This is a genomic window from Pseudomonas sp. GW458-11-26-14-LB4 (genome assembly GCF_059423925.1).
On record NZ_JBWKYU010000018.1, the window covers coordinates 24,695 to 46,244 of the forward strand.

At 59.7% G+C, this 21,550-nt stretch carries 21 protein-coding genes and 2 tRNA genes; 8 read left to right on the forward strand and 15 right to left on the reverse strand.

Going from position 1 to position 21,550, the window contains the following annotated elements:
• Nucleotides 1-142 precede the first annotated feature (142 nt).
• Nucleotides 143-1,249, forward strand: a complete 1,107-nt coding sequence (locus AC07XZ_RS21605) for a DUF2817 domain-containing protein (RefSeq protein WP_102687523.1) — start codon at nucleotides 143-145, stop codon at nucleotides 1,247-1,249.
• Between the two features lie 77 nt (nucleotides 1,250-1,326).
• On the opposite strand, the gene AC07XZ_RS21610 is transcribed toward AC07XZ_RS21605, so the two are convergent.
• The 6 genes from AC07XZ_RS21610 to AC07XZ_RS21635 form a co-directional block, all read right to left on the reverse strand.
• A complete protein-coding gene (locus AC07XZ_RS21610) occupies nucleotides 1,327-1,578 on the reverse strand; it encodes a bacteriocin immunity protein (RefSeq protein ID WP_085745399.1) in 252 nt (83 codons plus the stop codon).
• 6 nt (nucleotides 1,579-1,584) lie between these two features.
• Nucleotides 1,585-2,835, reverse strand: coding sequence for an S-type pyocin domain-containing protein (locus AC07XZ_RS21615; protein WP_102687559.1), 1,251 nt, complete (start codon nucleotides 2,833-2,835; stop codon nucleotides 1,585-1,587).
• Between the two features lie 263 nt (nucleotides 2,836-3,098).
• On the reverse strand, nucleotides 3,099-3,368 hold the full coding sequence (locus tag AC07XZ_RS21620; RefSeq protein ID WP_011335930.1) for a bacteriocin immunity protein: 270 nt from the start codon (nucleotides 3,366-3,368) through the stop codon (nucleotides 3,099-3,101).
• 9 nt (nucleotides 3,369-3,377) lie between these two features.
• Nucleotides 3,378-4,625 carry an S-type pyocin domain-containing protein gene (locus tag AC07XZ_RS21625; RefSeq protein WP_102687524.1) on the reverse strand — a complete coding sequence of 416 codons (1,248 nt, stop codon included), beginning with the start codon at nucleotides 4,623-4,625 and terminating at the stop codon, nucleotides 3,378-3,380.
• Between the two features lie 224 nt (nucleotides 4,626-4,849).
• A tRNA-Met gene (locus AC07XZ_RS21630) sits at nucleotides 4,850-4,926 on the reverse strand.
• Nucleotides 4,927-5,041: 115 nt separating this feature from the next.
• Nucleotides 5,042-7,099 carry a methyl-accepting chemotaxis protein gene (locus AC07XZ_RS21635; RefSeq protein WP_102687525.1) on the reverse strand — a complete coding sequence of 686 codons (2,058 nt, stop codon included), beginning with the start codon at nucleotides 7,097-7,099 and terminating at the stop codon, nucleotides 5,042-5,044.
• 333 nt (nucleotides 7,100-7,432) lie between these two features.
• Between AC07XZ_RS21635 and AC07XZ_RS21640 the strand changes: the two genes are divergently transcribed.
• Nucleotides 7,433-8,650, forward strand: coding sequence for an MFS transporter (locus AC07XZ_RS21640; RefSeq protein WP_102687526.1), 1,218 nt, complete (start codon nucleotides 7,433-7,435; stop codon nucleotides 8,648-8,650).
• A gap of 63 nt (nucleotides 8,651-8,713) precedes the next feature.
• Here the strand turns inward: AC07XZ_RS21640 and ychF are convergent, their stop codons facing one another.
• The 8 genes from ychF to AC07XZ_RS21680 all read right to left on the reverse strand — a co-directional run bounded on the left by ychF (nucleotide 8,714) and on the right by AC07XZ_RS21680 (nucleotide 15,638).
• Nucleotides 8,714-9,814 carry a redox-regulated ATPase YchF gene (gene ychF / locus AC07XZ_RS21645; RefSeq protein ID WP_085607001.1) on the reverse strand — a complete coding sequence of 367 codons (1,101 nt, stop codon included), beginning with the start codon at nucleotides 9,812-9,814 and terminating at the stop codon, nucleotides 8,714-8,716.
• A 22-nt stretch (nucleotides 9,815-9,836) separates the two neighbouring features.
• Entirely contained in the window at nucleotides 9,837-10,421 is a 585-nt protein-coding gene (gene pth, locus AC07XZ_RS21650; protein WP_007951726.1) for an aminoacyl-tRNA hydrolase, read from the reverse strand.
• 171 nt (nucleotides 10,422-10,592) lie between these two features.
• Entirely contained in the window at nucleotides 10,593-11,195 is a 603-nt protein-coding gene (locus AC07XZ_RS21655) for a 50S ribosomal protein L25/general stress protein Ctc (protein ID WP_102687527.1), read from the reverse strand.
• A 141-nt stretch (nucleotides 11,196-11,336) separates the two neighbouring features.
• On the reverse strand, nucleotides 11,337-12,278 hold the full coding sequence (locus tag AC07XZ_RS21660) for a ribose-phosphate pyrophosphokinase (RefSeq protein WP_003171603.1): 942 nt from the start codon (nucleotides 12,276-12,278) through the stop codon (nucleotides 11,337-11,339).
• Between the two features lie 47 nt (nucleotides 12,279-12,325).
• Nucleotides 12,326-12,400, reverse strand: a tRNA-Gln gene (locus AC07XZ_RS21665).
• A 37-nt stretch (nucleotides 12,401-12,437) separates the two neighbouring features.
• On the reverse strand, nucleotides 12,438-13,289 hold the full coding sequence (ispE, locus tag AC07XZ_RS21670) for a 4-(cytidine 5'-diphospho)-2-C-methyl-D-erythritol kinase (RefSeq protein ID WP_007951723.1): 852 nt from the start codon (nucleotides 13,287-13,289) through the stop codon (nucleotides 12,438-12,440).
• Between the two features lie 3 nt (nucleotides 13,290-13,292).
• Complete coding sequence (lolB, locus tag AC07XZ_RS21675) at nucleotides 13,293-13,910, reverse strand: lipoprotein insertase outer membrane protein LolB (protein ID WP_039766346.1); 618 nt, start codon at nucleotides 13,908-13,910, stop codon at nucleotides 13,293-13,295.
• A gap of 3 nt (nucleotides 13,911-13,913) precedes the next feature.
• Nucleotides 13,914-15,638, reverse strand: a complete 1,725-nt coding sequence (locus tag AC07XZ_RS21680; protein WP_085606997.1) for a tetratricopeptide repeat protein — start codon at nucleotides 15,636-15,638, stop codon at nucleotides 13,914-13,916.
• 182 nt (nucleotides 15,639-15,820) lie between these two features.
• Here AC07XZ_RS21680 and hemA point away from each other — a divergent pair, with 182 nt between their 5' ends.
• From hemA to AC07XZ_RS21710, 6 genes are all read left to right on the forward strand, one after another.
• Nucleotides 15,821-17,107: a glutamyl-tRNA reductase gene (gene hemA, locus AC07XZ_RS21685; RefSeq protein ID WP_007951716.1), complete on the forward strand. Its 1,287-nt coding sequence runs from the start codon at nucleotides 15,821-15,823 to the stop codon at nucleotides 17,105-17,107.
• Nucleotides 17,104-18,186 carry a peptide chain release factor 1 gene (gene prfA / locus AC07XZ_RS21690; RefSeq protein WP_007951714.1) on the forward strand — a complete coding sequence of 361 codons (1,083 nt, stop codon included), beginning with the start codon at nucleotides 17,104-17,106 and terminating at the stop codon, nucleotides 18,184-18,186. Before hemA ends, prfA begins: the two co-directional genes overlap by 4 nt.
• Nucleotides 18,187-19,017 carry a peptide chain release factor N(5)-glutamine methyltransferase gene (gene prmC, locus AC07XZ_RS21695; protein WP_102687528.1) on the forward strand — a complete coding sequence of 277 codons (831 nt, stop codon included), beginning with the start codon at nucleotides 18,187-18,189 and terminating at the stop codon, nucleotides 19,015-19,017.
• Entirely contained in the window at nucleotides 19,011-19,766 is a 756-nt protein-coding gene (locus AC07XZ_RS21700; RefSeq protein WP_102687529.1) for a molybdopterin-synthase adenylyltransferase MoeB, read from the forward strand. The genes prmC and AC07XZ_RS21700 overlap by 7 nt, the downstream gene beginning before the upstream one ends.
• Nucleotides 19,759-20,550, forward strand: coding sequence for a glutamate racemase (gene murI, locus AC07XZ_RS21705; protein ID WP_102687530.1), 792 nt, complete (start codon nucleotides 19,759-19,761; stop codon nucleotides 20,548-20,550). The genes AC07XZ_RS21700 and murI overlap by 8 nt, the downstream gene beginning before the upstream one ends.
• 113 nt (nucleotides 20,551-20,663) lie before the next feature.
• Entirely contained in the window at nucleotides 20,664-21,182 is a 519-nt protein-coding gene (locus tag AC07XZ_RS21710) for an acyloxyacyl hydrolase (protein ID WP_039766327.1), read from the forward strand.
• Nucleotides 21,183-21,236: 54 nt separating this feature from the next.
• Here the strand turns inward: AC07XZ_RS21710 and AC07XZ_RS21715 are convergent, their stop codons facing one another.
• Nucleotides 21,237-21,542, reverse strand: coding sequence for a YkgJ family cysteine cluster protein (locus AC07XZ_RS21715; RefSeq protein ID WP_011335918.1), 306 nt, complete (start codon nucleotides 21,540-21,542; stop codon nucleotides 21,237-21,239).
• Nucleotides 21,543-21,550: the final 8 nt, after the last annotated feature.

The following is a 21,550-nucleotide window of genomic DNA, read 5'->3' on the forward strand; positions in this document are numbered from 1 at the left end:
TCCGTGGGATAAAGGTCTGACGGACTGTATCGGCCGACCGTGTACGACGCAAACCGCAGGCACCTTTGTCCTTCATGCCTTGGCGGAATTTCTGTAGGGTCATGGGCAAACGTGAAGCCAGAACAATCAACAAGAGGCCGCCATGCACAACGAGTTTCCGACCCAGCCCAGCTATCGCGAACAGCGCGAGCGCTTTTTAGCCGCCGCGAAGGTGGCGGGTGCAACGCTCTCTTCGTACGCGCATCCGCTCAATGGGCCGTTTGGCGAGTCTTTGAGTACCGATGTTGCGGTGCTGGGGGATCCAGCGGCCAAACGGCGCCTGGTGGCGCTCAGCGGCACCCACGGGGTTGAGGGATATTACGGCTCGGAGTGCCAGATCGACTGGCTGAAGCATTTCACGCCGGACTCACTGCCGAAGGACGTCGCGGTGGTGATGGTTCACCTGATCAACCCGTGGGGCACGGCGTGGCTGTGGCGGGTCAATGAAGACAACATCGACCTCAACCGCAATCACCTGGATTTCAACCGACTGCTTCCGGACAACCGCGTTTACGCGGCGCTCCATGAAATTTACGCCTGCACCGATTTGAATGGCGCCGAGCGGCAAAAGGCTGATGCCTTGCTGGATGCGCAAATTGCCGAGCACGGCTGGCCGGCTGTCATGTCGATTGTCGAGGGCGGTCAGCACAGTCATCCCGACGGATTGTTCTTTGGCGGACTCGCGCCGAGCTGGTCGAATCGCACGCTGCATTCCATCATCGAGAATCATCTGGCCGGTGCTGAAACCGTGATGTGTTTCGACCTGCACACCGGCGCCGGGGAGTACGGGCATCCGATGCTGCTGACGATTACCCAAGCGCCGTATCCAGCACTGGCCCAAGCGCAATCGATTTACGGCCCGTGGCTCTACACGCTGCACACCGGCGCCGAAACCCTGAGCGAAACCGGTGTCGCGGCAACCGCTACCGGTTACACCTCGCAGGCGTTGCTCAACGCGTTGCCGAATGTGCAACTGATGCCGTTCGTGATCGAGTGCGGGACTTATCCGGGGCCGGACGTGCATCGTTATCTGCGCGACGATCACTGGCTGCATCTGCATGGCGATCCGCTGGATGCGACGGGGCGGGCGATCAAGTTGAATCTGCTGGAGCAGTTTTATCCGGCGGATCCGGACTGGCGGGCGATGGTCGGTTTACGGACGCGGCAGATTTGGGCGAAAGGGCTCTTGGCCTTGGGGGAAGAGGTATAAACAAACGGCTTGCCTTTCGGTAAGCCGTTTTGACTGCCTGGTGATGCGCATCGGTTTTGACTATGGATGCCGGAGGGTTACTGCTTGAATCCTGGCAGCCCGTTGGCGGCGCGCCATTCTCTTACGGTCTTCGTAATGCCCATGGCAGAGTTGTCCTCTCCTGGTTCGGGATAAAAAATCAAGTCGGTGCCGTCCGGGTGACCGGTAAGCTTTCTGAATTGTGCCAGCAGCTCGCCAAGCTCCGTGTCCGATCCACTTTTATTGGTGGCACGTATTTTTTCGATGAAACGGATAAATTCGGTTTCAGTGTATTCAGATATTTTTTCCATGTGCGTTCACTGTTTTTTGTGTTGAAAGATGTGGTTTTTAGGGGTGTTGATTCGGAGGTTGTCTATGTCGTAGACAGCGCCGCCATCAGTGATCCGCTCGACGTGATGTATTTCAAATACCCCTCTTGTGCCTACAGACTCCCTGTCTCGAACCGCTGGTGCGTTGCCCGACATTAAACGATCTTGGGCATCCGAATTGAACTGATCGAAAAGTTCTGGATCATCCCGCACGGCTTGCCAGAATGCTTTTCTGAACGCGTCGAAGTTTGAAAACTCCCTCCCTCTGAGTCTGTCCGCAATCCGCGTCGGAATCGGCACTCCAATCCCTGTTCCAGCTCCTGCCAGCCATACACCGGAAACATCCTCCCCAATCCCCGTCACCGTCCCCGGCATCAATCTCGCCGGTTTCGAAAACACCACATACAACGACTTCAGCCCGGTCTCAGCCGGAAACACCAGAATACAATCCTCGGCGGTGATGTCTTCGCCGGGCAGGATTTCAATCTGGCTGTCGGTGTTCGCGGCGATCGGGTGGACGAGAATCGTGCTGAGTGGTTCGCCGTGTTCCGGATACACCAGCGGCGGCATCGATCCCAGCGGCCCGCGTTGCGGCGTCCACAAAATCGTGATGCCGTTGAGCTTCGCCTCCATGGAGGTCTTGTCGTTGTTCCACTCGACTTTTACGGTACGCACCGAGTCGTCGCCCGAGGCTCCGGTGTGGATGCCGTAGACCTGCATGACCCCTTCGGCATCGCGTCGGAACTGGAACCGCACGCGAGTGGTTGCGCGAGACAAGGTGCGTAGCTGATCGTCGGTGTAGAGCGTGCCGTCGCCCATTCGGTTCGGCAGCATCCCGAGGATGAACACACTGGCCGGGCCTCCCGCACCGCGGATTGCCCAATTAAGGCGCTGCTGCAGGATTCCACCACCGGCCATGCGCCCCAACGCCAGATCGGCGCCGATGGCCTTCGCTACGGCGTGACTGGCAGCGGGAATGCGCAGGGCGCCTGCCACCATGACTTTGCCGAAGTGAGAGGCGGGCTCAGGTGTTGTGCCGGCATCCGTTCGACACCAGTTATCCGGTGTGCAGGGTTTGGCAAATACCAGATCGTCGCGAGGCTTTGGCGATGGCCATTCGTCTGTCCGGATATAAACGGGTTCTGGCGGCGGGGGCGGAATCCATCCGGTCCATGTCGCGTTTTCGCTCGGGCGTTTTCGACGCCACTCATCGTCGAAAAGGAATTTGTTCAGGTCCATGACCACTCCCTGTCTGTCCGGGAATCGAGACAGGGGAGCGTGTCGGTCAATCGGGATGGCGATCAAATCGACTTGCCGGGATGCAGAGGCCTGATCGAACGAATAATCCTCTTCGTACGCTTTTCGCACCCGGTTCCTACGGAATCTGGCTGATCTGCAGAGGAGGCCACTTTTCTCGAGGCACAAAAAAACGGCCTATCTTTTGGTAAGCCGTTTTTAATACTTAGTGGTGTGAAGTCATTTCAGTGATTGACCATGAATCTTCACTTCTTGAATCCTGGCAGTCCGTTTGCTTCATGCCATGTCGCGATTGTACGGGCTATGCCAGATGACGACGTGTCAGCACCTGGCTCAGGGTAGTAGATAAGATCCATCTTGCTCGGATGCCCAACGATCTTGTTGAAGTGCAGCAATAGAATATCTGCACGGTCATCTGTAGGTGCCTTGTCTTCCTTTCTGATCTCGTCAATGAACTCAACGAAGTCTTGTTCGGTGTAATCAGAGAAATTGCTTTTGATGAAGGGGTCGCTCATGCAGTTGCCTCAATCCTGGTGTATTTCGACGTGATTTTTAGGAGTGTGGACCCTCAGGTTGTCAACGTTATAGACCTCGCCGCCTTGAGATATCAGTTCCACATGATGAATTTCGTGAGAGATTCTTTTACCAGCCGCATCAGCTAATCGGGCGCGAGGCGCCTTTCCGTTGCGCATACGCTCCAAGCTATCTTCGCTGAGTTGCCCGGCTAGCCTGGTATCTTTTGATGCTTCGGCCCAGAAGGCGCGCCTGAATGAATCAAAGCTGGAATATTCACGCCCTCTTAGCGAATCGGCAATGCTGGTTGGGATTGGCGCACCAGATCCCCCCCGGGCATGGTCAAGCCATACACCGGAAACATCCTCCCCAACCCCCGTCACCGTCCCCGGCATCAATCTCGCCGGTTTCGAAAACACCACATACAGCGACTTCAGCCCGGTCTCAGCCGGAAACACCAGAATACAATCCTCGGCGGTGATGTCTTCGCCGGGCAGGATTTCAATCTGGCTGTCGGTGTTCGCGGCGATCGGGTGGACGAGGATCGTACTCAGTGCTTCGCCGTGCTCCGGGTGAACCAGCGGCGGCATCGATCCCAGCGGCCCGCGTTGCGGCGTCCACAAAATCGTGATGCCGTTGAGCTTCGCCTCCATGGCGCTCTTGTCGCTGTTCCACTCGACTTTTACGGTACGCACCGAGTCGTCGCCCGAGACGCCGGTGTGGATGCCGTAGACCTGCATGACCCCTCCGGCATCACGTCGGAACTGGAAGCGCACGCGAGTGGTGGCGCGGGGTAGGGTGCGCAGTTGTTCGTCGGTATAAAGGGTGCCGTCGCCCATTCTGGCCGGCAGCATCCCTAGGATGAAAACACTGGCCGGGCCTGTCGCACCACGGATTGCCCAGTTGAGACGTTGCTGCAGAATTCCACCGCCCGCCATGCGCCCCAAGGCCAGATCGACGCCGATTGCTTTCGCTACGACCTTACTGGCTGCGGGAAAGCGTATGGCGCCCGCCACCATGATCTTGCCGAAACTGGAGGCGGGCTCAGGTGTTGTGCCGGCATCCGTTCGACACCAGTTGTCCGGTGTGCAGGACTTGGCAAATACCAGATCGTCGCGGGGCTTTGGGGTTGGCCATTCATCTGTTGGAACGTAGACGGGCTCTGGCTCTCGGGGCGGATTCCATGCTGCCCATGAGGCGCCGCCGTTTGGAAGCTTTCGGCGCCAGATATCATCGAAAAGGTCTTGGTCCAGGTCCATGACAACTCCCTGTCTGTCGTTGGATCGAGACAGGGGAGCTTGTGGGTCAGTGGGGATGGCGATCAAATCGACTGGTAGGGATGCAGGGGCCTGATCGAACGAAAAATCCTCTTCGTACGCTTTTCGCACCCGGTTCCTACGGAGCCAGCCGATTCACTGAGGAAGGGCACTTTTCTCTAGGCATAAAAAAACGGCCTACCTTTCGGTAAGCCGTTTTTAGTACTTGGTGGCTACACAGGGACTTGAACCCCGGACCCCAGCATTATGAATGCTATGCTCTAACCAACTGAGCTATGTAGCCAAGTGGCGCGCATTATTCCCCTGAAATGGAAAAGCGTCAAGCGTAAATTCAAAATATTTCTTCTTATTTTCAACCGCTTATCCTCCCGCGCCGAAAATCGGGGCGGGAGGGGCTTTCAACGCAGCTGAAATCTTCCGGTGTTGGCACTCAAGGCATGGCTGCCCTGGCTCAAGGTGTCCGCCGCGAGATTCACGGCCCGCGCGCCTTCGAGCAGACGAACCGCCGCTTGATCGACCTGCTGGATATTGCCGCTGACCTCATCGGCGGTGCTCGCCTGTTCCTCGACCGCCGTGGCGATTTGCGCGAGGGTGTCGGTGACGCTCTGCACGGCGCTGGCGATCTCCCCCAGGCGTTCGCCAAGTCCCGTGACCGCTTCCGCGTCCGATTGTGCCTGGCCGCAGGCAGCCTCCATCAGGCTCACGGCTTCATTGACCGTGTTGCGCAGGCTGTCGACTGTACCGGCGATCTGCGCTGTGGACGATTGCGTACGTTGCGACAGGCTGCGTACCTCGTCGGCTACCACGGCAAAACCACGACCTTGTTCGCCGGCGCGAGCTGCTTCAATAGCCGCGTTGAGCGCCAGCAGGTTGGTCTGCTCGGCGACGCCGCGAATGGTATCGACCACCAGTTGAATCTGCTGCCCTTGCTCGCTGACCCGGCCGAGCGCTGCGGCAGTTTCGTTCAGGCGCTGATTGAGCTGCTGGATGCTCGCCGTGGTCCGTTGACTGTCACGGCTACTGTCGGCGGCAATGCGCCGGGTGTGCTGAGCGCTGCCGGAAGCCTGTTCACAACTCTGCGCCACGCCTTGAGACGTCGCCGCCAGTTGCGTGGCCGCTGCGGCGATCTGGCTGATCTGCAATTGCTGCGCTTCGACTTCGCTGAGAGCGCCGCTGGAGTGATCGTTGAGGCTGCGCACCGCGTTGCTCAGTTGCGACGTCTCGTGATCGACTCCCAGCAGGCTGGTGCGCAGTTGCACTACGGCCACGTTGAGTGCGGTGCTGATCGAGGCGAGTTCATCGCGACCCACGACCGGCACCTGCAGGCTCAGATTGCCGTCGCGCAGCGCTTCGGCGAGCACGGTGATGCCGCTGGCGCTACGACGGATCGAGGCTTGCAGGCAGACGAACAAATACAGCGCCGCCAGCAACAGGAAACCGAACACAGACGCGACAACGATGAACTGACGAATCGCCGATCCGTGGTAGTCATCCAGCCGCTGATCCAGCGACATCAGCGATTGCTGGCGCAGCGTGGCGAGGTTGCCGAGCAGGGCATCGAGAGTGCGCTCGAATTCTTCAGGCTTGAGATTGATGCTGCCGCCGAACACGCCGTCATCCAGCACTTTCAACCCGGCGTCCAGCTGTTTAAGGCTGTCGTGATATTGCCCGGCCCAGCCTTGCAGGGCTGGCGGCAGACGCGCTTCGAGCAGGCTCGCGGTTTTCACCAGCTGCTCGCGGGCATCGCCGATGCGGCTGCGCAGGTCGCGCAGTTGCAGACGGCTTTGCAGGGTGAACTGGCCGGAAACCACGGACGCCTGGCCGACGGCTGCCAGCCGACCGACCCGCTCGATCAGGTCTGGTGCGTGCTGGGTGGAAATCTGCGTCAGCAGATAGGTCTCCAGCCACGGCGCGAGGATCAGGCGATTGTCCATCGCGATCTGTTCGCGCAAGGCTTGCAGGGCGCTGAGGGCGTTGGTGAAACGGTCGTAACCGTCCGGCCACCAACCGACACCGGAAAGGCTTTTCGAGTCCAGGCCATTCAGCGCGGCTTGCAGGGCCTGATAGCGGGTCTGGGTTTCACCTTCCGCGCCTTCGGCTTGCAAGGCATTGCCCAAGTCCAGCGTCGCCTGGGCAGCAGCAGGTTGTACGCCATCGAACGCAGCCATCGCGGCAAGGGTCGCTGGCGTCGGCTGGCGGTTGGTTTCCGTGGCGCGCCAGCGGGCGGCGCGGTCGCGTTGGGCGGCGAGCAGGTTGTCGAGAGCATCGAGGGCGAGCAACTGCCGCACACCGGCACGTTCGCCGGCGATCAGGTTGAGTTTGTCGCGATAGTCCTGGCCGATCATCAACAGGCTGCCGGCCAATGGCAGGATAAACAGCAGAAACAACAACTGGAATTTACGCGCGAAGCCAAACCGCCCCAGCAACCTGATCCCCGGTGATAAGAAAGCCTGCATGCCCCATGACTCCTCTGGACACCACGCACCATCGGCGTGCATCGCGGTCGTTGCGACCGGGATTGGTGCCCTGCTAAAAGGCCTCGAAAGTTCACCCTTGCCCGCTCTGTAGGCAGGCTCTGTAGCGAAACTTCCCATTCTCGATGCCCTTTGTAAGGGCGCCGCGTTCAAGCGGATAAGCAAGGCAAGATTCAGACCATGGCGTTGCGCTATCACTTGTAGCGCGACGACTGAATAGTTCGTTAGCTGGCTAAGGGGATGGCGCTGGCGCACCGAAAAATGGCACATTGACGCACCTGCCCGCGTGCATCCATCTGCAGTCCGGAAACTCCCATGGCTATCAGCAACGTTCAGACCGCCGCTGCCTCGGCGTCCGCTCCTTCACAAAGCAGCCCTTTGGTGATGCGCATCATCGGCGCGGTGGCGCTGGCGCATTTGATCAACGACCTGATCCAGTCAGTGCTGCCGTCGATCTATCCGATGCTTAAGGCCAACTATGGCCTGAGTTTCACCCAGGTCGGCCTGATTACCCTGACATTCCAATTGACCGCTTCGCTGCTGCAGCCGTGGGTCGGTTATCACACCGACCGGCATCCGAAGCCGTGGCTGTTGCCGGCAGGTTCCGTGTGCACGCTGATCGGCATTGTGATGATGTCGATGGTTGGCAGTTTCCCGTTGATTCTGCTGGCAGCGGCGCTGATTGGTATCGGCTCCTCGACCTTTCACCCGGAAGCTTCTCGTATCGCGCGGCTGGCATCGGGTGGACGTTTCGGTCTGGCGCAATCGACGTTCCAGGTCGGTGGTAATGCGGGTTCGGCGTTCGGCCCGTTGCTGGCAGCGGCGATCATCATTCCTTTCGGCCAGGGCAACGTGGCCTGGTTCGGGCTGTTCGCGGTGTTTGCGCTGTTCGTGCTCTATCGCATCAGCCGCTGGTACGCCCATCACCTGAACCTGTTCAAGCTCAAGGCTGGCCAGGCCGCCACTCATGGACTGTCGAAGGGCAGAGTGATCAGCGCGTTGGTGGTGCTCGGGTTGCTGGTGTTCTCCAAGTATTTCTACATGGCCAGCCTGACCAGTTACTTCACCTTCTACCTGATCGAGAAGTTCGACCTGTCGGTGGCCAGTTCCCAGCTGCATCTGTTCCTGTTCCTCGGAGCAGTGGCGGCGGGCACGTTCTTCGGCGGGCCGATTGGCGACAAGATCGGGCGTAAGGCGGTGATCTGGTTCTCGATCCTCGGCGTGGCACCGTTCACGCTGCTGATGCCGCATGTCGATCTGTTTTGGACCACTGTCCTGAGCGTGGTGATCGGCTTCATCCTCGCTTCGGCGTTCTCGGCGATCGTGGTGTACGCGCAGGAGCTGGTGCCGGGCAATGTCGGGATGATTGCCGGGGTGTTCTTCGGTCTGATGTTCGGCTTCGGCGGGATTGGCGCGGCGTTGCTCGGTCATCTCGCGGACATTCACGGCATCGAATACGTGTACTTCCTGTGCTCGTTCCTGCCGCTGTTCGGGGTGCTGGCGATCTTCCTGCCGAGAACCAAAAAGGCCTGACGGGCCGAATTTCAGGCACAAAAAAGCCGCGTATCAAACGCGGCTTTTTCATGGGTGCAGCTTTTACACGTTGAAGCGGAAGTGCATCACGTCGCCGTCTTTGACGATGTAGTCCTTGCCTTCCAGACGCCATTTACCGGCTTCCTTGGTGCCCGCTTCGCCCTTGTACTGGATGAAGTCGTTGTAGGCGATCACTTCGGCGCGGATGAAGCCTTTCTCGAAGTCGGTGTGGATCACGCCAGCGGCTTGCGGTGCGGTGGCACCGACGCGGACGGTCCAGGCGCGGACTTCTTCGACACCGGCGGTGAAGTAGGTCTGCAGGTGCAGCATTTCGTAGCCGGCGCGGATCACGCGGTTCAGGCCAGGCTCTTCCAGGCCCAGGGCCTCGAGGAACATGTCTTTCTCTTCACCGTCGTCCAGCTCGGCGATTTCCGCTTCGATCTTGTTGCAGACCGGAACGACCATGGCGCCTTCTTCTTCGGCGATGGCCTTGACCACGTCCAGGTGCGGGTTGTTCTCGAAACCGTCTTCAGCGACGTTGGCGATGTACATGACCGGCTTGGTGGTCAGCAGGTGGAAGCCCTTGATGATCGCTTTTTCGTCGGCGCTCATGTTCTTCATCAGGCTGCGTGCAGGCTTGCCTTCAGTGAAGTGCGGGATCAGTTGCTCGAGCAGGGCCTTCTGGGCCACTGCGTCCTTGTCACCACCCTTGGCGTTGCGCGCGACTTTCTGCAGTTGCTTCTCGCAGCTGTCGAGGTCCGCGAAGATCAGTTCCAGGTCGATGATTTCGATGTCGCGCTTCGGGTCGACGCTATTGGAAACGTGGATCACGTTTTCGTCTTCGAAGCAGCGCACGACGTGAGCGATCGCGTCGGTTTCGCGGATGTTGGCCAGGAACTTGTTGCCCAGGCCCTCACCTTTCGACGCGCCGGCAACCAGGCCTGCGATGTCGACGAATTCCATGGTGGTCGGCAGGATGCGCTTTGGATTGACGATGGCCGCCAGAGCGTCCAGACGCGGATCCGGCATCGGCACGATGCCGCTGTTCGGCTCGATGGTGCAGAAGGGGAAGTTCTCGGCCGCGATCCCGGATTTGGTCAGGGCGTTGAACAGGGTGGACTTGCCGACGTTAGGCAGGCCGACGATGCCGCAATTGAATCCCATGGTGTTTCCCCTCGGATTAGAGTCAGGCCTTCTGGCTGTGCAGGTTTTTCATCGCGCGGTTCCATTCACCGGCGAGGATATCCGGCAGCACGCCGAGGGCAAAGTCGATGCTGGCATCGAGTTTTTCCTGTTCGGCGCGTGGCGCACGACCCAGGACGAAATTTGAAACCATACTGGCGACGCCCGGGTGGCCGATGCCAAGCCGCAGGCGGTGGAACGTATTCTGATTGCCCAATTGCGCAATGATGTCGCGCAACCCGTTGTGACCGCCATGGCCGCCGCCGACTTTGAGTTTGGCGACGCCCGGAGGCAGATCGAGTTCGTCGTGCGCCACCAGGATTTCTTCAGGCTTGATGCGGAAGAAACCGGCGAGTGCCGCCACGGCCTGGCCGCTGCGGTTCATGTAGGTGGTGGGAATCAGCAGACGAACATCCTGACCCTGATGCGAGAAGCGCCCGGTCAGGCCGAAATACTTGCGATCGGCCACGAGATTCACGTTCTGTGCGTGGGCGATGCGCTCAACAAAAAGGGCCCCTGCGTTATGCCGGGTCTGCTCGTATTCAGCGCCTGGATTTCCCAGGCCAACGATCAGTTTGATGGCAGTCACGATAGGGGCCCTTCCTTTGAGTGGTGGATAACATCGCCGCGATCAGGGAAGGCGGCGAAAGTGGACGAAAAATGCTCATTTACCATGGATGTAAACTCCGCGTTCCCGCCCGCTTTCTCGCTACGTTCCAGTCCGCGATGTTACCTGCTCACTCAGGCATGACAGAGTGAATTACTCTGCTGCGCCTTCTTCGGTAGCTTCTGGAGCAACACGTGGAGCGTGGACGTTGGCAACAGCCAGGTCGTTACCGTGAGCCAGAGCAACGAACTCAACGCCTTTAGGAGCTTTGAGGTCGGACAGGTGAACGATGGTGCCGATTTCAGCGTTAGCCAGGTCGACTTCGATGAACTCAGGCAGATCTTTCGGCAGGCAGGAAACTTCGATCTCGGCAACAACGTGCGAGATTTCGCCGCCTTTCTTCACTGGAGCAGCTTCGTTGATGAAGTGCACAGGAACGATAGCGGTCAGTTTCTGGCCAGCTACAACGCGTACGAAGTCAGCGTGCATCACGTGGCCTTTGGCCGGGTGACGCTGCAGAGCCTTGATGATCACGTTTTGCTTGGTGCCACCAACGTTCAGCTCGATGATGTGGCTGTAAGCCGCTTCGTTTTCGAGCAGTTTGGCAACTTCTTTGGCCAGCATGCTGATGGATTCAGGGGCTTTGTCGCCACCGTAAACAACAGCTGGAACCAGGGCAGCGAGACGACGCAGGCGGCGGCTCGCACCTTTCCCCAGGTCGGAACGCGCTTCAGCATTCAGAGTAAAATCGTTCATTTTGTATCTCCAAAATAGCCATGACCGAGTGGCGTTTGCGACCAGCGCCGAACACGGTATGGGCAAAAAAGCCCCGCCCCCGCAGGAATGCGGGGGCGGGGCGCTTTTCGTCAACGAGACATTTCGAGAAGGGCAGGGCCCTTAACGGAACATCGCGCTGATCGATTCTTCATTGCTGATGCGGCGAACCGCTTCGGCAACAACCGGTGCGATATCCAGTTGACGGATACGTGCACAGGCTTGTGCTGCAGCGGACAGCGGGATGGTGTTAGTGACCACCAGCTCGTCCAGCACGGAATTTTCGATATTCTCGATGGCCCGACCCGACAGCACAGGGTGTGTGCAGTAGGCAAAGACCTTGGCTGCGCCATGCTCTTTCAGGGCCTTGGCCGCGTGGCACAGAGTGCCGGCGGTATCGACCATGTCATCGACCAGAATGCAGGTACGCCCTTCGACATCACCGATGATATGCATCACTTCAGAGTGATTGGCTTTCTCACGGCGTTTGTCGATGATCCCGAGATCCACGCCCAGGGATTTGGCAACGGCACGTGCACGCACGACGCCACCAATGTCCGGGGACACGATCATCAGGTTCTCGAAGCGCTGATCTTCGATGTCATCCACCAGAACCGGGGAGCCGTAGATGTTATCTACCGGAATATCGAAGAAACCCTGAATCTGGTCAGCATGCAGATCAACCGTGAGAACACGGTCGATGCCGACTACGGTGAGCATGTCAGCAACGACTTTCGCGCTGATAGCCACACGTGCGGAACGCGGACGGCGATCCTGACGGGCATAACCAAAATAAGGAATAACAGCAGTGATACGAGTAGCCGAGGAGCGGCGGAAGGCATCAGCCATCACTACCAGTTCCATCAGGTTATCGTTGGTCGGAGCGCAAGTCGGCTGAATAATGAAGACGTCTTTACCACGAACGTTTTCATTGATCTCGGCTGTAATTTCACCGTCGGAAAATTTACCGACAGAGATGTCACCGAGAGGGATATGCAGCTGACGTACGACACGCCGAGCCAGATCGGGGTTAGCGTTCCCCGTAAAGACCATCATCTTGGACACGCGCAGTACCTGAAGGCTGAGGGTATACCTGGATGAGTATAGGAAAATGGCAGGGGCGGCTGGATTCGAACCAACGCATGGCAGGATCAAAACCTGCTGCCTTACCGCTTGGCGACGCCCCTGTATCTGTTGCTTGCAAGTGCCGGGCACTTGGTTCCTTTAGAGCAGACTTTGCAGCTTGCGATGCAACATCGAAACGTTGCTTCCTTTCGCTACAAACCCTGTAAGGGTCTCTGTCAGAAGGGCCGAGACTTTATCAGCTTCAGCTTTGCTTGGGAAGCCCCCAAACACACAACTTCCAGTTCCGGTGAGTTTTGCTTCGGTAAAATTACCTAACAAATTCAATGCGTTACGTACTTCTGGATAACGCCTCGAGACCACCGGCAAGCAGTCATTTCGACTGTTTCCCTCGGGAACGGGGCGCACTTTAATGGGCGGCGTGTTACGTGTCAACAATGGATCTGAAAAAATTTCTGCCGTACTAACAGAGACTTGCGGAACGAGCACGACGTACCACGGTTCGGCGGGCTCGACCGGGGTCAGTTTCTCGCCGACACCTTCGGCGAAAGCTGCGTGGCCACGCACGAACACCGGCACGTCCGCGCCCAGTGTGAGACCCAGTGCAGCCAGGCGATCTTCATCCCAACCCAGTTGCCACAAGTGATTGAGGCCGAGCAGGGTGGTGGCCGCGTTCGAACTGCCACCCCCGATGCCGCCGCCCATCGGCAGGATCTTGTCGATCCAGATGTCGATGCCGAGCGAGCAGCCGGATTGTTCCTGCAGTTTCTTCGCCGCGCGCACGATCAGGTTGCTGTCGTGGGGCACGCCGTCGAATTCGGTGTGCAGGCGAATCACGCCGTCGTCACGCACGGCGAAGGTGATTTCGTCGCCGTAGTCGAGGAACTGAAAAAGCGTCTGCAACTCGTGATAACCGTCTTCACGGCGACCGAGAATGTGCAGCATCAGATTGAGTTTGGCCGGCGAGGGCAGAGTGAGGCGTGGAGCGGTCATGCGTTATTGCCCCAATTTGCGCGGTTGCCAGGTCTTGATGACCAGCGTCACGTCCAGGTCGGTGCCGTGCAGCTTGATCCGCTCGGGCAGCCAGTAACCGTTCTGTTCGGCATAGCTGAGGTATTCGACCTGCCAGCCATCCTGATCCAGATTGGCCAGACGGCTGTTGCCGTCCAGAGTCAGACGGCTTTTGCTGTCCGGTGCCGGGAGGCCGCGAACCCACCAGGCCAGATGCGAGACCGGCAGTTTCCAGCCCAGTTGTTCTTCGACCAGTGCTTCCGGAGTCGGCGCTTCATAACGGCCCTGATTCGCCACTTCCAGCGACACCGCGCCCGGACGGCCGGTCAGCCGAGCGGCGCCACGACCCAGCGGGCCGGACAGACGAATGTCGTAGTAGTCCTGACGTTGCAGCCAGAACAGCGTGCCGCTGCCCGAGTCTTTCGGGGCGCGGATGCCGATCTTGCCGTCGATCTGCCAGCCGTCGAGGCCGGTCAATTGCTGTTTGTGTTCGCGCCATTGGCCCGGATTGCCGTGGCCTTCGACCGATTCACGAGCGCCGAAACCCGCGCAACCGGCGAGCAGGGCGATGAAGCTGAAAACTATGACGTGGCGCAAAAACATGAGTTAAAGAGTCTCGGATCCGGTCAGGCGCTTGATGGTGCTGCGCAGGATGGTGCTGTCAGGCTGGTCCTTGAGGAACTTGCCCCAGATTTGTTTCGCTTCGCGCTGCTTGCCCTTGGCCCACAGCACTTCGCCCAGGTGCGCGGCGACTTCGTGATCGGGGAAGCGCTCAAGGGCCTGACGCAGGTATTTCTCGGCGTCTTCCAGATTGCCCATGCGGAAGTTCACCCAGCCGAGGCTGTCGAGAACCGCCGGGTCTTCCGGGTTGATCTGGTGCGCCTGCTCGATCAGCGCCTTGGCTTCAGCGTAGCGGGTGGTGCGGTCGGACAGGGTGTAGCCGAGGGCGTTGAGGGCCATGGCGTTGTCCGGATCGCGCTTGATGATCAGGCGCAGGTCTTTTTCCATCTGCGCCAGGTCATTGCGTTTTTCCGCCTGCATTGCACGGGTGTAAAGCAGATTCAGATCGTCCGGGTATTGCTGCAACGCTTGTTGCAGGACTTTCCAGGCCTTGTCGCCCTGATTGTTGGCGGACAGGGTTTCGGCTTCGATCAGGTACAACTGGATCGCGTAATCCGGCTGCTCGTCACGCTCGGCGGCCAGTTTGCTCTGGGCTTCGGCGGTCTTGCCGTTGTTCATCAGAATATCGGCCTGACGCAGCTGCGCCGGCAGATAGTCGTTGCCCGGGCCGACCTGGGCGTACTCGATGAGCGCGCCTTGCGGGTCGTTGCGTTCTTCGGCAATGCGGCCCAGGTTCAGGTGCGCCGAATCGACATGGCTTTCCCGGGCGATCAGGTCTTCCAGATAGCCCTTGGCCTCGTCCCAGGCCTTGGCTTCCAGGCAGACCAGCGCCAGGGAATAACGCAGTTCGTCGTCTTCCGGGTATTGCTGAACCAGGGTGGAGAACTCGACCTTGGCGTCGTCCATCCGGTCCTGTTCCACCAGCATCCGCGCGTAGGTCAGGCGCAGTCGCTTGTCGTCCGGGTATTTCTTGATGCTTTTCTGCAACAGCGGCAAGGCTTCGTCGCCACGATTCAGCCCTTGCAGCAGGCGTGCGCGCAGCAGGATCGGGGCGATCTCGCCGTCTTCCGGCGGATTGTCTTCGAGCAGGGTCAGCGCACCCTTGGTGTCGCCATCCTGCTGCATCAGCAGGGCCTTGCCGAAAATCAGCTGATTGTTGTTCGGGTGACGCTGCAACAGGCGGTCGAAGCTTTTCATCAGGCCGTTGCGGGTTTCCTGATCGGTATCGGCGGCCGACAGCGCGAGGAAGTCGAAATGGGTGTCGCCTTTGCCCTGCAGGACTTTCTCCATATAGACCATCGAGTCGTCATAACGCCCGGCGCGAGCCAGTTGCACGGCGGCGGCGCGTTGCGCTTCGAGGTCGTCCGGGGCGTTTTTCGCCCAGATCAGCGCGGTATCGAGAGCCGGCTGATCGGCACCCAGATACTCGGCGATGCGGAACGCACGCTCGGAAACGCCCGGGTCCTGGGTGTTGATGGCCTGGGTCACGTAGTTGTCCAAGGCAATGTCGAAACGATTGCGCTGGCCAGCGAGCTCGGCGCTCAGCAGGCTGAACACCGTTTCCTGGCTGAACGAGCTGTAAACCTTGGGCTTTTCAGGGGCCGGCGTGGTGTCTTCGACCGGTGAGGCACCGTCCTGCGAAACGGGGGCCAAGGCCTGGCAGCCGCTGAGGAAGACAAAAGCGAGGAGCAACGCGGAAGATCTATTCATATAGGAAGAGGACGACTAACCTGCGGTCGGATCATCATGACACAAGCCTTCGGCCAAACATAACCGAGTCTCGATTGTGGCCATTATAGGGGCCGACAATTGGGACAATAGTCAGCGGTAGTTGTTCTGAATCTGACGAAGTAGGACAATTGCCGGCTTCACGTCACCATCAGCGACCTTGAATGGCCTTCCTTGCACTCGGTATCAACCACAAGACTGCTTCAGTAGACGTCCGCGAGCGCGTGGCCTTTACCCCTGAGCAGCTGGTGGAGGCCTTGCAGCAGCTCTGCCGACTCACCGACAGCCGCGAAGCTGCGATCCTCTCCACCTGCAATCGCAGTGAGCTGTATATAGAACAGGATCAGCTTTCGGCCGATATCGTGCTGCGCTGGCTGGCCGACTATCATCATTTAAGCCTCGATGAGCTGCGCGCGAGTGCTTATGTGCATGAGGATGATGCGGCAGTTCGTCACATGATGCGCGTCGCCTCCGGGCTCGACTCGCTGGTGCTGGGCGAACCGCAGATTCTCGGCCAGATGAAATCGGCCTACGCCGTTGCCCGCGAGGCCGGCACCATCGGGCCGCTGCTCGGGCGACTGTTTCAGGCGACCTTCAACGCCGCCAAGCAAGTGCGTACCGACACCGCGATCGGTGAGAACCCGGTGTCCGTGGCGTTTGCCGCCGTTAGCCTGGCCAAACAGATTTTCAGCGACTTGCAACGCAGCCAGGCCCTGCTGATCGGCGCCGGCGAGACCATCACCCTGGTCGCCCGTCACCTGCATGAACTGGGGGTCAAGCGCATCGTGGTCGCCAACCGGACGCTCGAGCGCGCCAGCCTGCTGGCCGAACAGTTCGGTGCCCACGCGGTGTTGCTCTCGGACATCCCGGCCGAACTGGTGCGCAGCGACATCGTCATCAGTTCTACCGCCAGTCAGTTGCCGATCCTCGGCAAGGGCGCGGTGGAAAGCGCGCTGAAGTTGCGCAAGCACAAGCCGATCTTCATGGTCGACATCGCCGTTCCCCGTGACATCGAGCCAGAAGTCGGCGAACTCGACGACGTTTACCTCTATAGCGTCGACGATCTGCACGAAGTGGTCGCCGAAAACCTCAAGAGCCGTCAGGGTGCAGCGCAGGCGGCTGAAGAGATGGTTTCGGTCGGCGCCGACGATTTCATGGTGCGCCTGCGCGAGCTGGCGGCGGTCGACGTGCTCAAGGCCTATCGTCAACAGAGCGAACGCCTGCGCGACGAAGAACTGCAAAAGGCCCTGCGCCTGCTGGCCAATGGCGGCAACGCCGAAGACGTGCTCGGGCAACTGGCCCGTGGCCTGACCAACAAACTCCTGCACGCCCCGAGCGTGCAGTTGAAAAAGCTTTCTGCCGAAGGCCGCCTCGATGCGCTGGCCATGGCTCAGGAACTCTTTGCCCTCGAGGGCTCACCGGATAGCTTTTCGGATAAAAAACCGCAATGAAAGCGTCACTGCTCAATAAGCTGGACATTCTCCAGGACCGTTTCGAGGAACTGACCGCGCTGCTCGGCGACGGCGAAGTCATTTCCGACCAGACCAAATTCCGCGCCTATTCCAAGGAATACGCCGAACTTGAGCCGGTGGTACAAGGCTATAAAAAGCTGCTCGGCGTACAAAGCGATCTTGAAGGCGCGCAGGCGCTGCTCAAGGACAGCGACCCGGACATGCGTGAAATGGCCGTGGAAGAAGTCCGCGAAGCCAAGGAGTTGCTGATCACGCTGGAATCTGACCTGCAACGCATGTTGCTGCCCAAGGATCCCAACGACGGGCGCAACGTGTTTCTCGAAATCCGCGCCGGCACCGGTGGCGACGAGGCGGCGATCTTCTCCGGCGACCTGTTCCGCATGTACTCGCGTTACGCCGAACGGCGTGGCTGGCGCGTGGAGATACTCTCGGAAAACGAAGGCGAACACGGCGGCTATAAAGAAGTCATCGCCCGCATCGAAGGCGACAATGTTTACGGCAAGCTGAAATTCGAATCCGGCGCGCACCGCGTACAGCGTGTACCCGCCACCGAATCCCAGGGCCGAATCCACACCTCGGCCTGCACCGTGGCGGTATTGCCTGAGCCGGACGAGCGCGAAGCCATCGAGATCAACCCGGCGGATTTGCGCGTCGACACTTACCGCTCCTCCGGGGCCGGTGGTCAGCACGTCAACACCACCGACTCGGCGATCCGCATCACCCACATCCCGACCGGCACCGTTGTCGAGTGCCAGGAAGAACGTTCCCAGCACAAGAACCGTGCCCGGGCGATGGCCTGGCTGGCGGCCAAACTCAACGACCAGCAGACGGCGGCGGCGGCCAACGCCATCGCCAGCGAACGTAAATTGCTGGTGGGTTCCGGTGACCGCTCCGAGCGCATCCGTACCTACAACTTTGCCCAGGGCCGGGTCACCGACCACCGCGTCAACCTGACCCTGTATTCCCTCGACGAAATCCTCGCCGGTGGCGTCGAAGCGGTGATCGAGCCGTTGTTGGCCGAATACCAGGCCGACCAGCTCGCAGCGATAGGTGAGTAAATGACCATCATCGCCAGCCTGTTGCGCGCCGCCGAACTGCCGGACTCGCCCACCGCGCGTCTGGACGCCGAATTGCTTCTGGCCGCCGCGCTGGGCAAGTCGCGCAGTTTTCTCCACACCTGGCCCGAGCGCATCGTGCCCAGCGAAGCCGCACTGGTTTTTGCCGAGTACCTGCAACGTCGTCGCAGCGGCGAGCCGGTCGCCTACATTCTGGGTCAGCAGGGTTTCTGGAAGCTGGATCTGGAAGTCGCGCCGCACACGCTGATCCCGCGCCCGGACACCGAACTGCTGGTGGAAGCCGCACTGGAATTGCTGCCGGCGACCCCGGCCAAAGTTCTCGATCTGGGCACCGGCAGCGGGGCGATTGCCCTGGCTCTGGCCAGCGAGCGCCCGGCGTGGAAAGTCACCGCCGTGGATCGCGTGCTGGAAGCGGTGGCCCTGGCCGAACGCAATCGCCAGCGCCTGCACTTGAACAACGCCACGGTGCTGAGCAGCCACTGGTTCAGCGCCCTCGAAGGCAAGCGTTTCGAGTTGATCATCAGTAACCCGCCGTACATTCGCGCGGCCGATCCGCATCTGGTGGAAGGCGATGTGCGCTTCGAGCCGGAAAGCGCCTTGGTGGCCGGCATCGACGGGCTCGACGATCTGCGCTTGATCATCGCCCAGGCGCCGGCCCATCTGGAAGCCGGCGGCTGGCTGATGCTCGAACACGGCTATGATCAAGCCGAAGCCGTGCGCGATCTGTTGCTGACGCACGGTTTCGACGAAGTCCACAGCCGCACCGATCTGGGCGGCCATCAACGGATCAGCCTGGGGCGCCTGCCGTGCTGAATGATCAGGAATTGTTGCGCTACAGTCGGCAGATCCTGCTGCAACACATCGACATCGATGGCCAGTTGAAGCTCAAGGACAGCCGGGTATTGATCGTCGGCCTCGGCGGTCTCGGCGCGCCGGTGGCGCTGTACCTGGCGGCGGCGGGTGTTGGTGAATTGCACCTGGCGGATTTCGACACGGTCGACCTGACCAACCTGCAACGCCAGATCATTCACGACACCGACAGCGTCGGCATGACCAAGGTCGACTCGGCGCTCAAGCGCCTGAGCGCGATCAATCCTGAAATCAAACTGGTGCCCCATCGTCAGGCGCTGGACGAAGATTCTCTCGCCGCAGCCGTGGCGTCGGTGGATCTGGTGCTCGACTGCTCGGACAATTTCTCCACCCGCGAAGCGGTCAACGCCGCGTGCGTGGCCGCGCGCAAGCCATTGGTCAGCGGCGCGGCGATTCGCCTCGAAGGACAACTTTCGGTGTTCGACCCGCGCCGCGCCGAGAGCCCGTGCTACCACTGCCTGTACGGCCACGGCAGCGAAGCCGAACTGACTTGCAGCGAAGCCGGCGTGGTCGGGCCGCTGGTCGGTCTGGTCGGCAGCCTGCAAGCGCTGGAAGCCTTGAAGTTGCTGGCAGATTTTGGCGAGCCACTGGTGGGTCGTCTGCTGTTGATCGATGCGCTGGGCTCGCGATTCCGTGAGCTGCGGGTCAAGCGCGATCCGGGTTGCAGCGTCTGTGGTTCGCAGCATGCGTGAAGCGCCGATTGCCGTCTTCGATTCCGGCGTCGGCGGTCTGTCGGTGCTGGCGGAAATCCAGCAACTGCTACCGAATGAATCGCTGCTGTACCTCGGCGATTGCGGCCATATTCCTTATGGCGAGAAAACTCCGGAATTCATCCGCCAGCGTTGCAGCGTGATGGCCGGTTTTTTCCGCGAGCAGGGCGCCAAGGCGCTGGTGATCGCGTGCAACACCGCGACCGTGGCCGGCGTCGCTGATTTGCGCCGGGACTTTCCCGAGTGGCCGATTGTCGGCATGGAGCCGGCGGTCAAACCGGCCGCCGCCGCCACCCGCAGCGGCGTGGTGGGCGTGCTAGCCACTACCGGCACTTTGCAGAGTGCGAAGTTTGCAGCGCTGCTCGATCGTTTTGCCACGGATGTGCGGGTCATCACGCAGCCGTGCCCCGGACTTGTCGAGCGGATTGAAAGCGGCGATCTTCACAGCCCCGAGTTGCGTGCATTGCTCAAGCACTACGTCGATCCGCTACTGGCGAACGGTTGCGACACGATCATTCTGGGCTGCACCCACTATCCGTTTCTCAAGCCGATGCTCAAGTCGATGATCCCCGAGAGCATCAGCCTGATCGACACCGGCGCGGCAGTAGCCCGCCAATTGCAGCGGCTGCTGGCCGAGCGGGATCTGCTCGCCGAAGGGCCGAACCGACCGGTCAGATTCTGGACCAGCGCCGATCCCGAGTCTTTGCGCAACACGCTGGCCCTGTTGGGCCAAGTCGCCGGCGACGTCGAAAAATTCACCTTGTAAAAAAAATGTGAAATATCTAAAAAGTCAGCTGAACTTCTGACCAAGCGCAGATTTCTATAGCGCAGAGTGACCTAGAAAAACCAAACGATCGTTCCGGAAAAGGAAGTTTCAACGTGAAGCGACTATTCTGCTTGGCCGCGATTGCGGCTGCACTGATGGGGCAAAGTTTTACCGCACAGGCTGCTGGCGTCGAGTTTGCAGTGGGTGCCACCAGCGATTCGACGATGACTTATCGCCTGGGCATGAATTTCGACTGGGACAAGAGCTGGCTGCAAAGTGACGTCGGTCGTCTGACCGGTTACTGGAGCGGCGCCTATACCTATTGGGAAGGTGACAAGACCTCCAGCAACAACAGCCTGTCGTTCTCGCCGGTGTTTGTTTACGAGTTTGCCGGTCAGTCGGTCAAACCGTATGTCGAGGCGGGGATCGGCGTGGCGCTGTTCTCCAACACCGAGTACGAAGACAACAAGCTCGGCGGTTCTTTCCAGTTCGAAGACCGTATCGGTTTCGGCCTGCGCTTCAATGGCGGGCATGAGGTGGGGATCCGTGCGACGCACTATTCCAACGCCGGTCTGAGCAGCGACAACGATGGGGTCGAAAGCTACGCATTGCATTACACGATGCCGCTATAAGCCCCCAGAAAGTAAGCCCCATAAAAAAGGAGCGCCTGGCGCTCCTTTTTTTATTCAGCGATACGCCGTGGCAATTCCCTGGCGTTCGTCGATGCATTCCGGTGCGCCCATTTCGAACTCGCGGCAGATCAGCGGACGCTTCTCGTAAATCGTGCACATCATCGTGTCGCGATCCAGCGCCGCGCACCAGCCGTCGTCCAGACGCAGCATCACCTCACCACCCCAATCGTCGGTATCGATAAAACGCTCGGGTACGCCGGTGTCGGTGATCAGCATCACTTCGAGCTGGCAACAACAGGCTGCGCAGGTCGAGCAGGTGACCACGGGCTCGGCGATTTGCCGATGGGGAATGGTTTTCATGGCGCCAG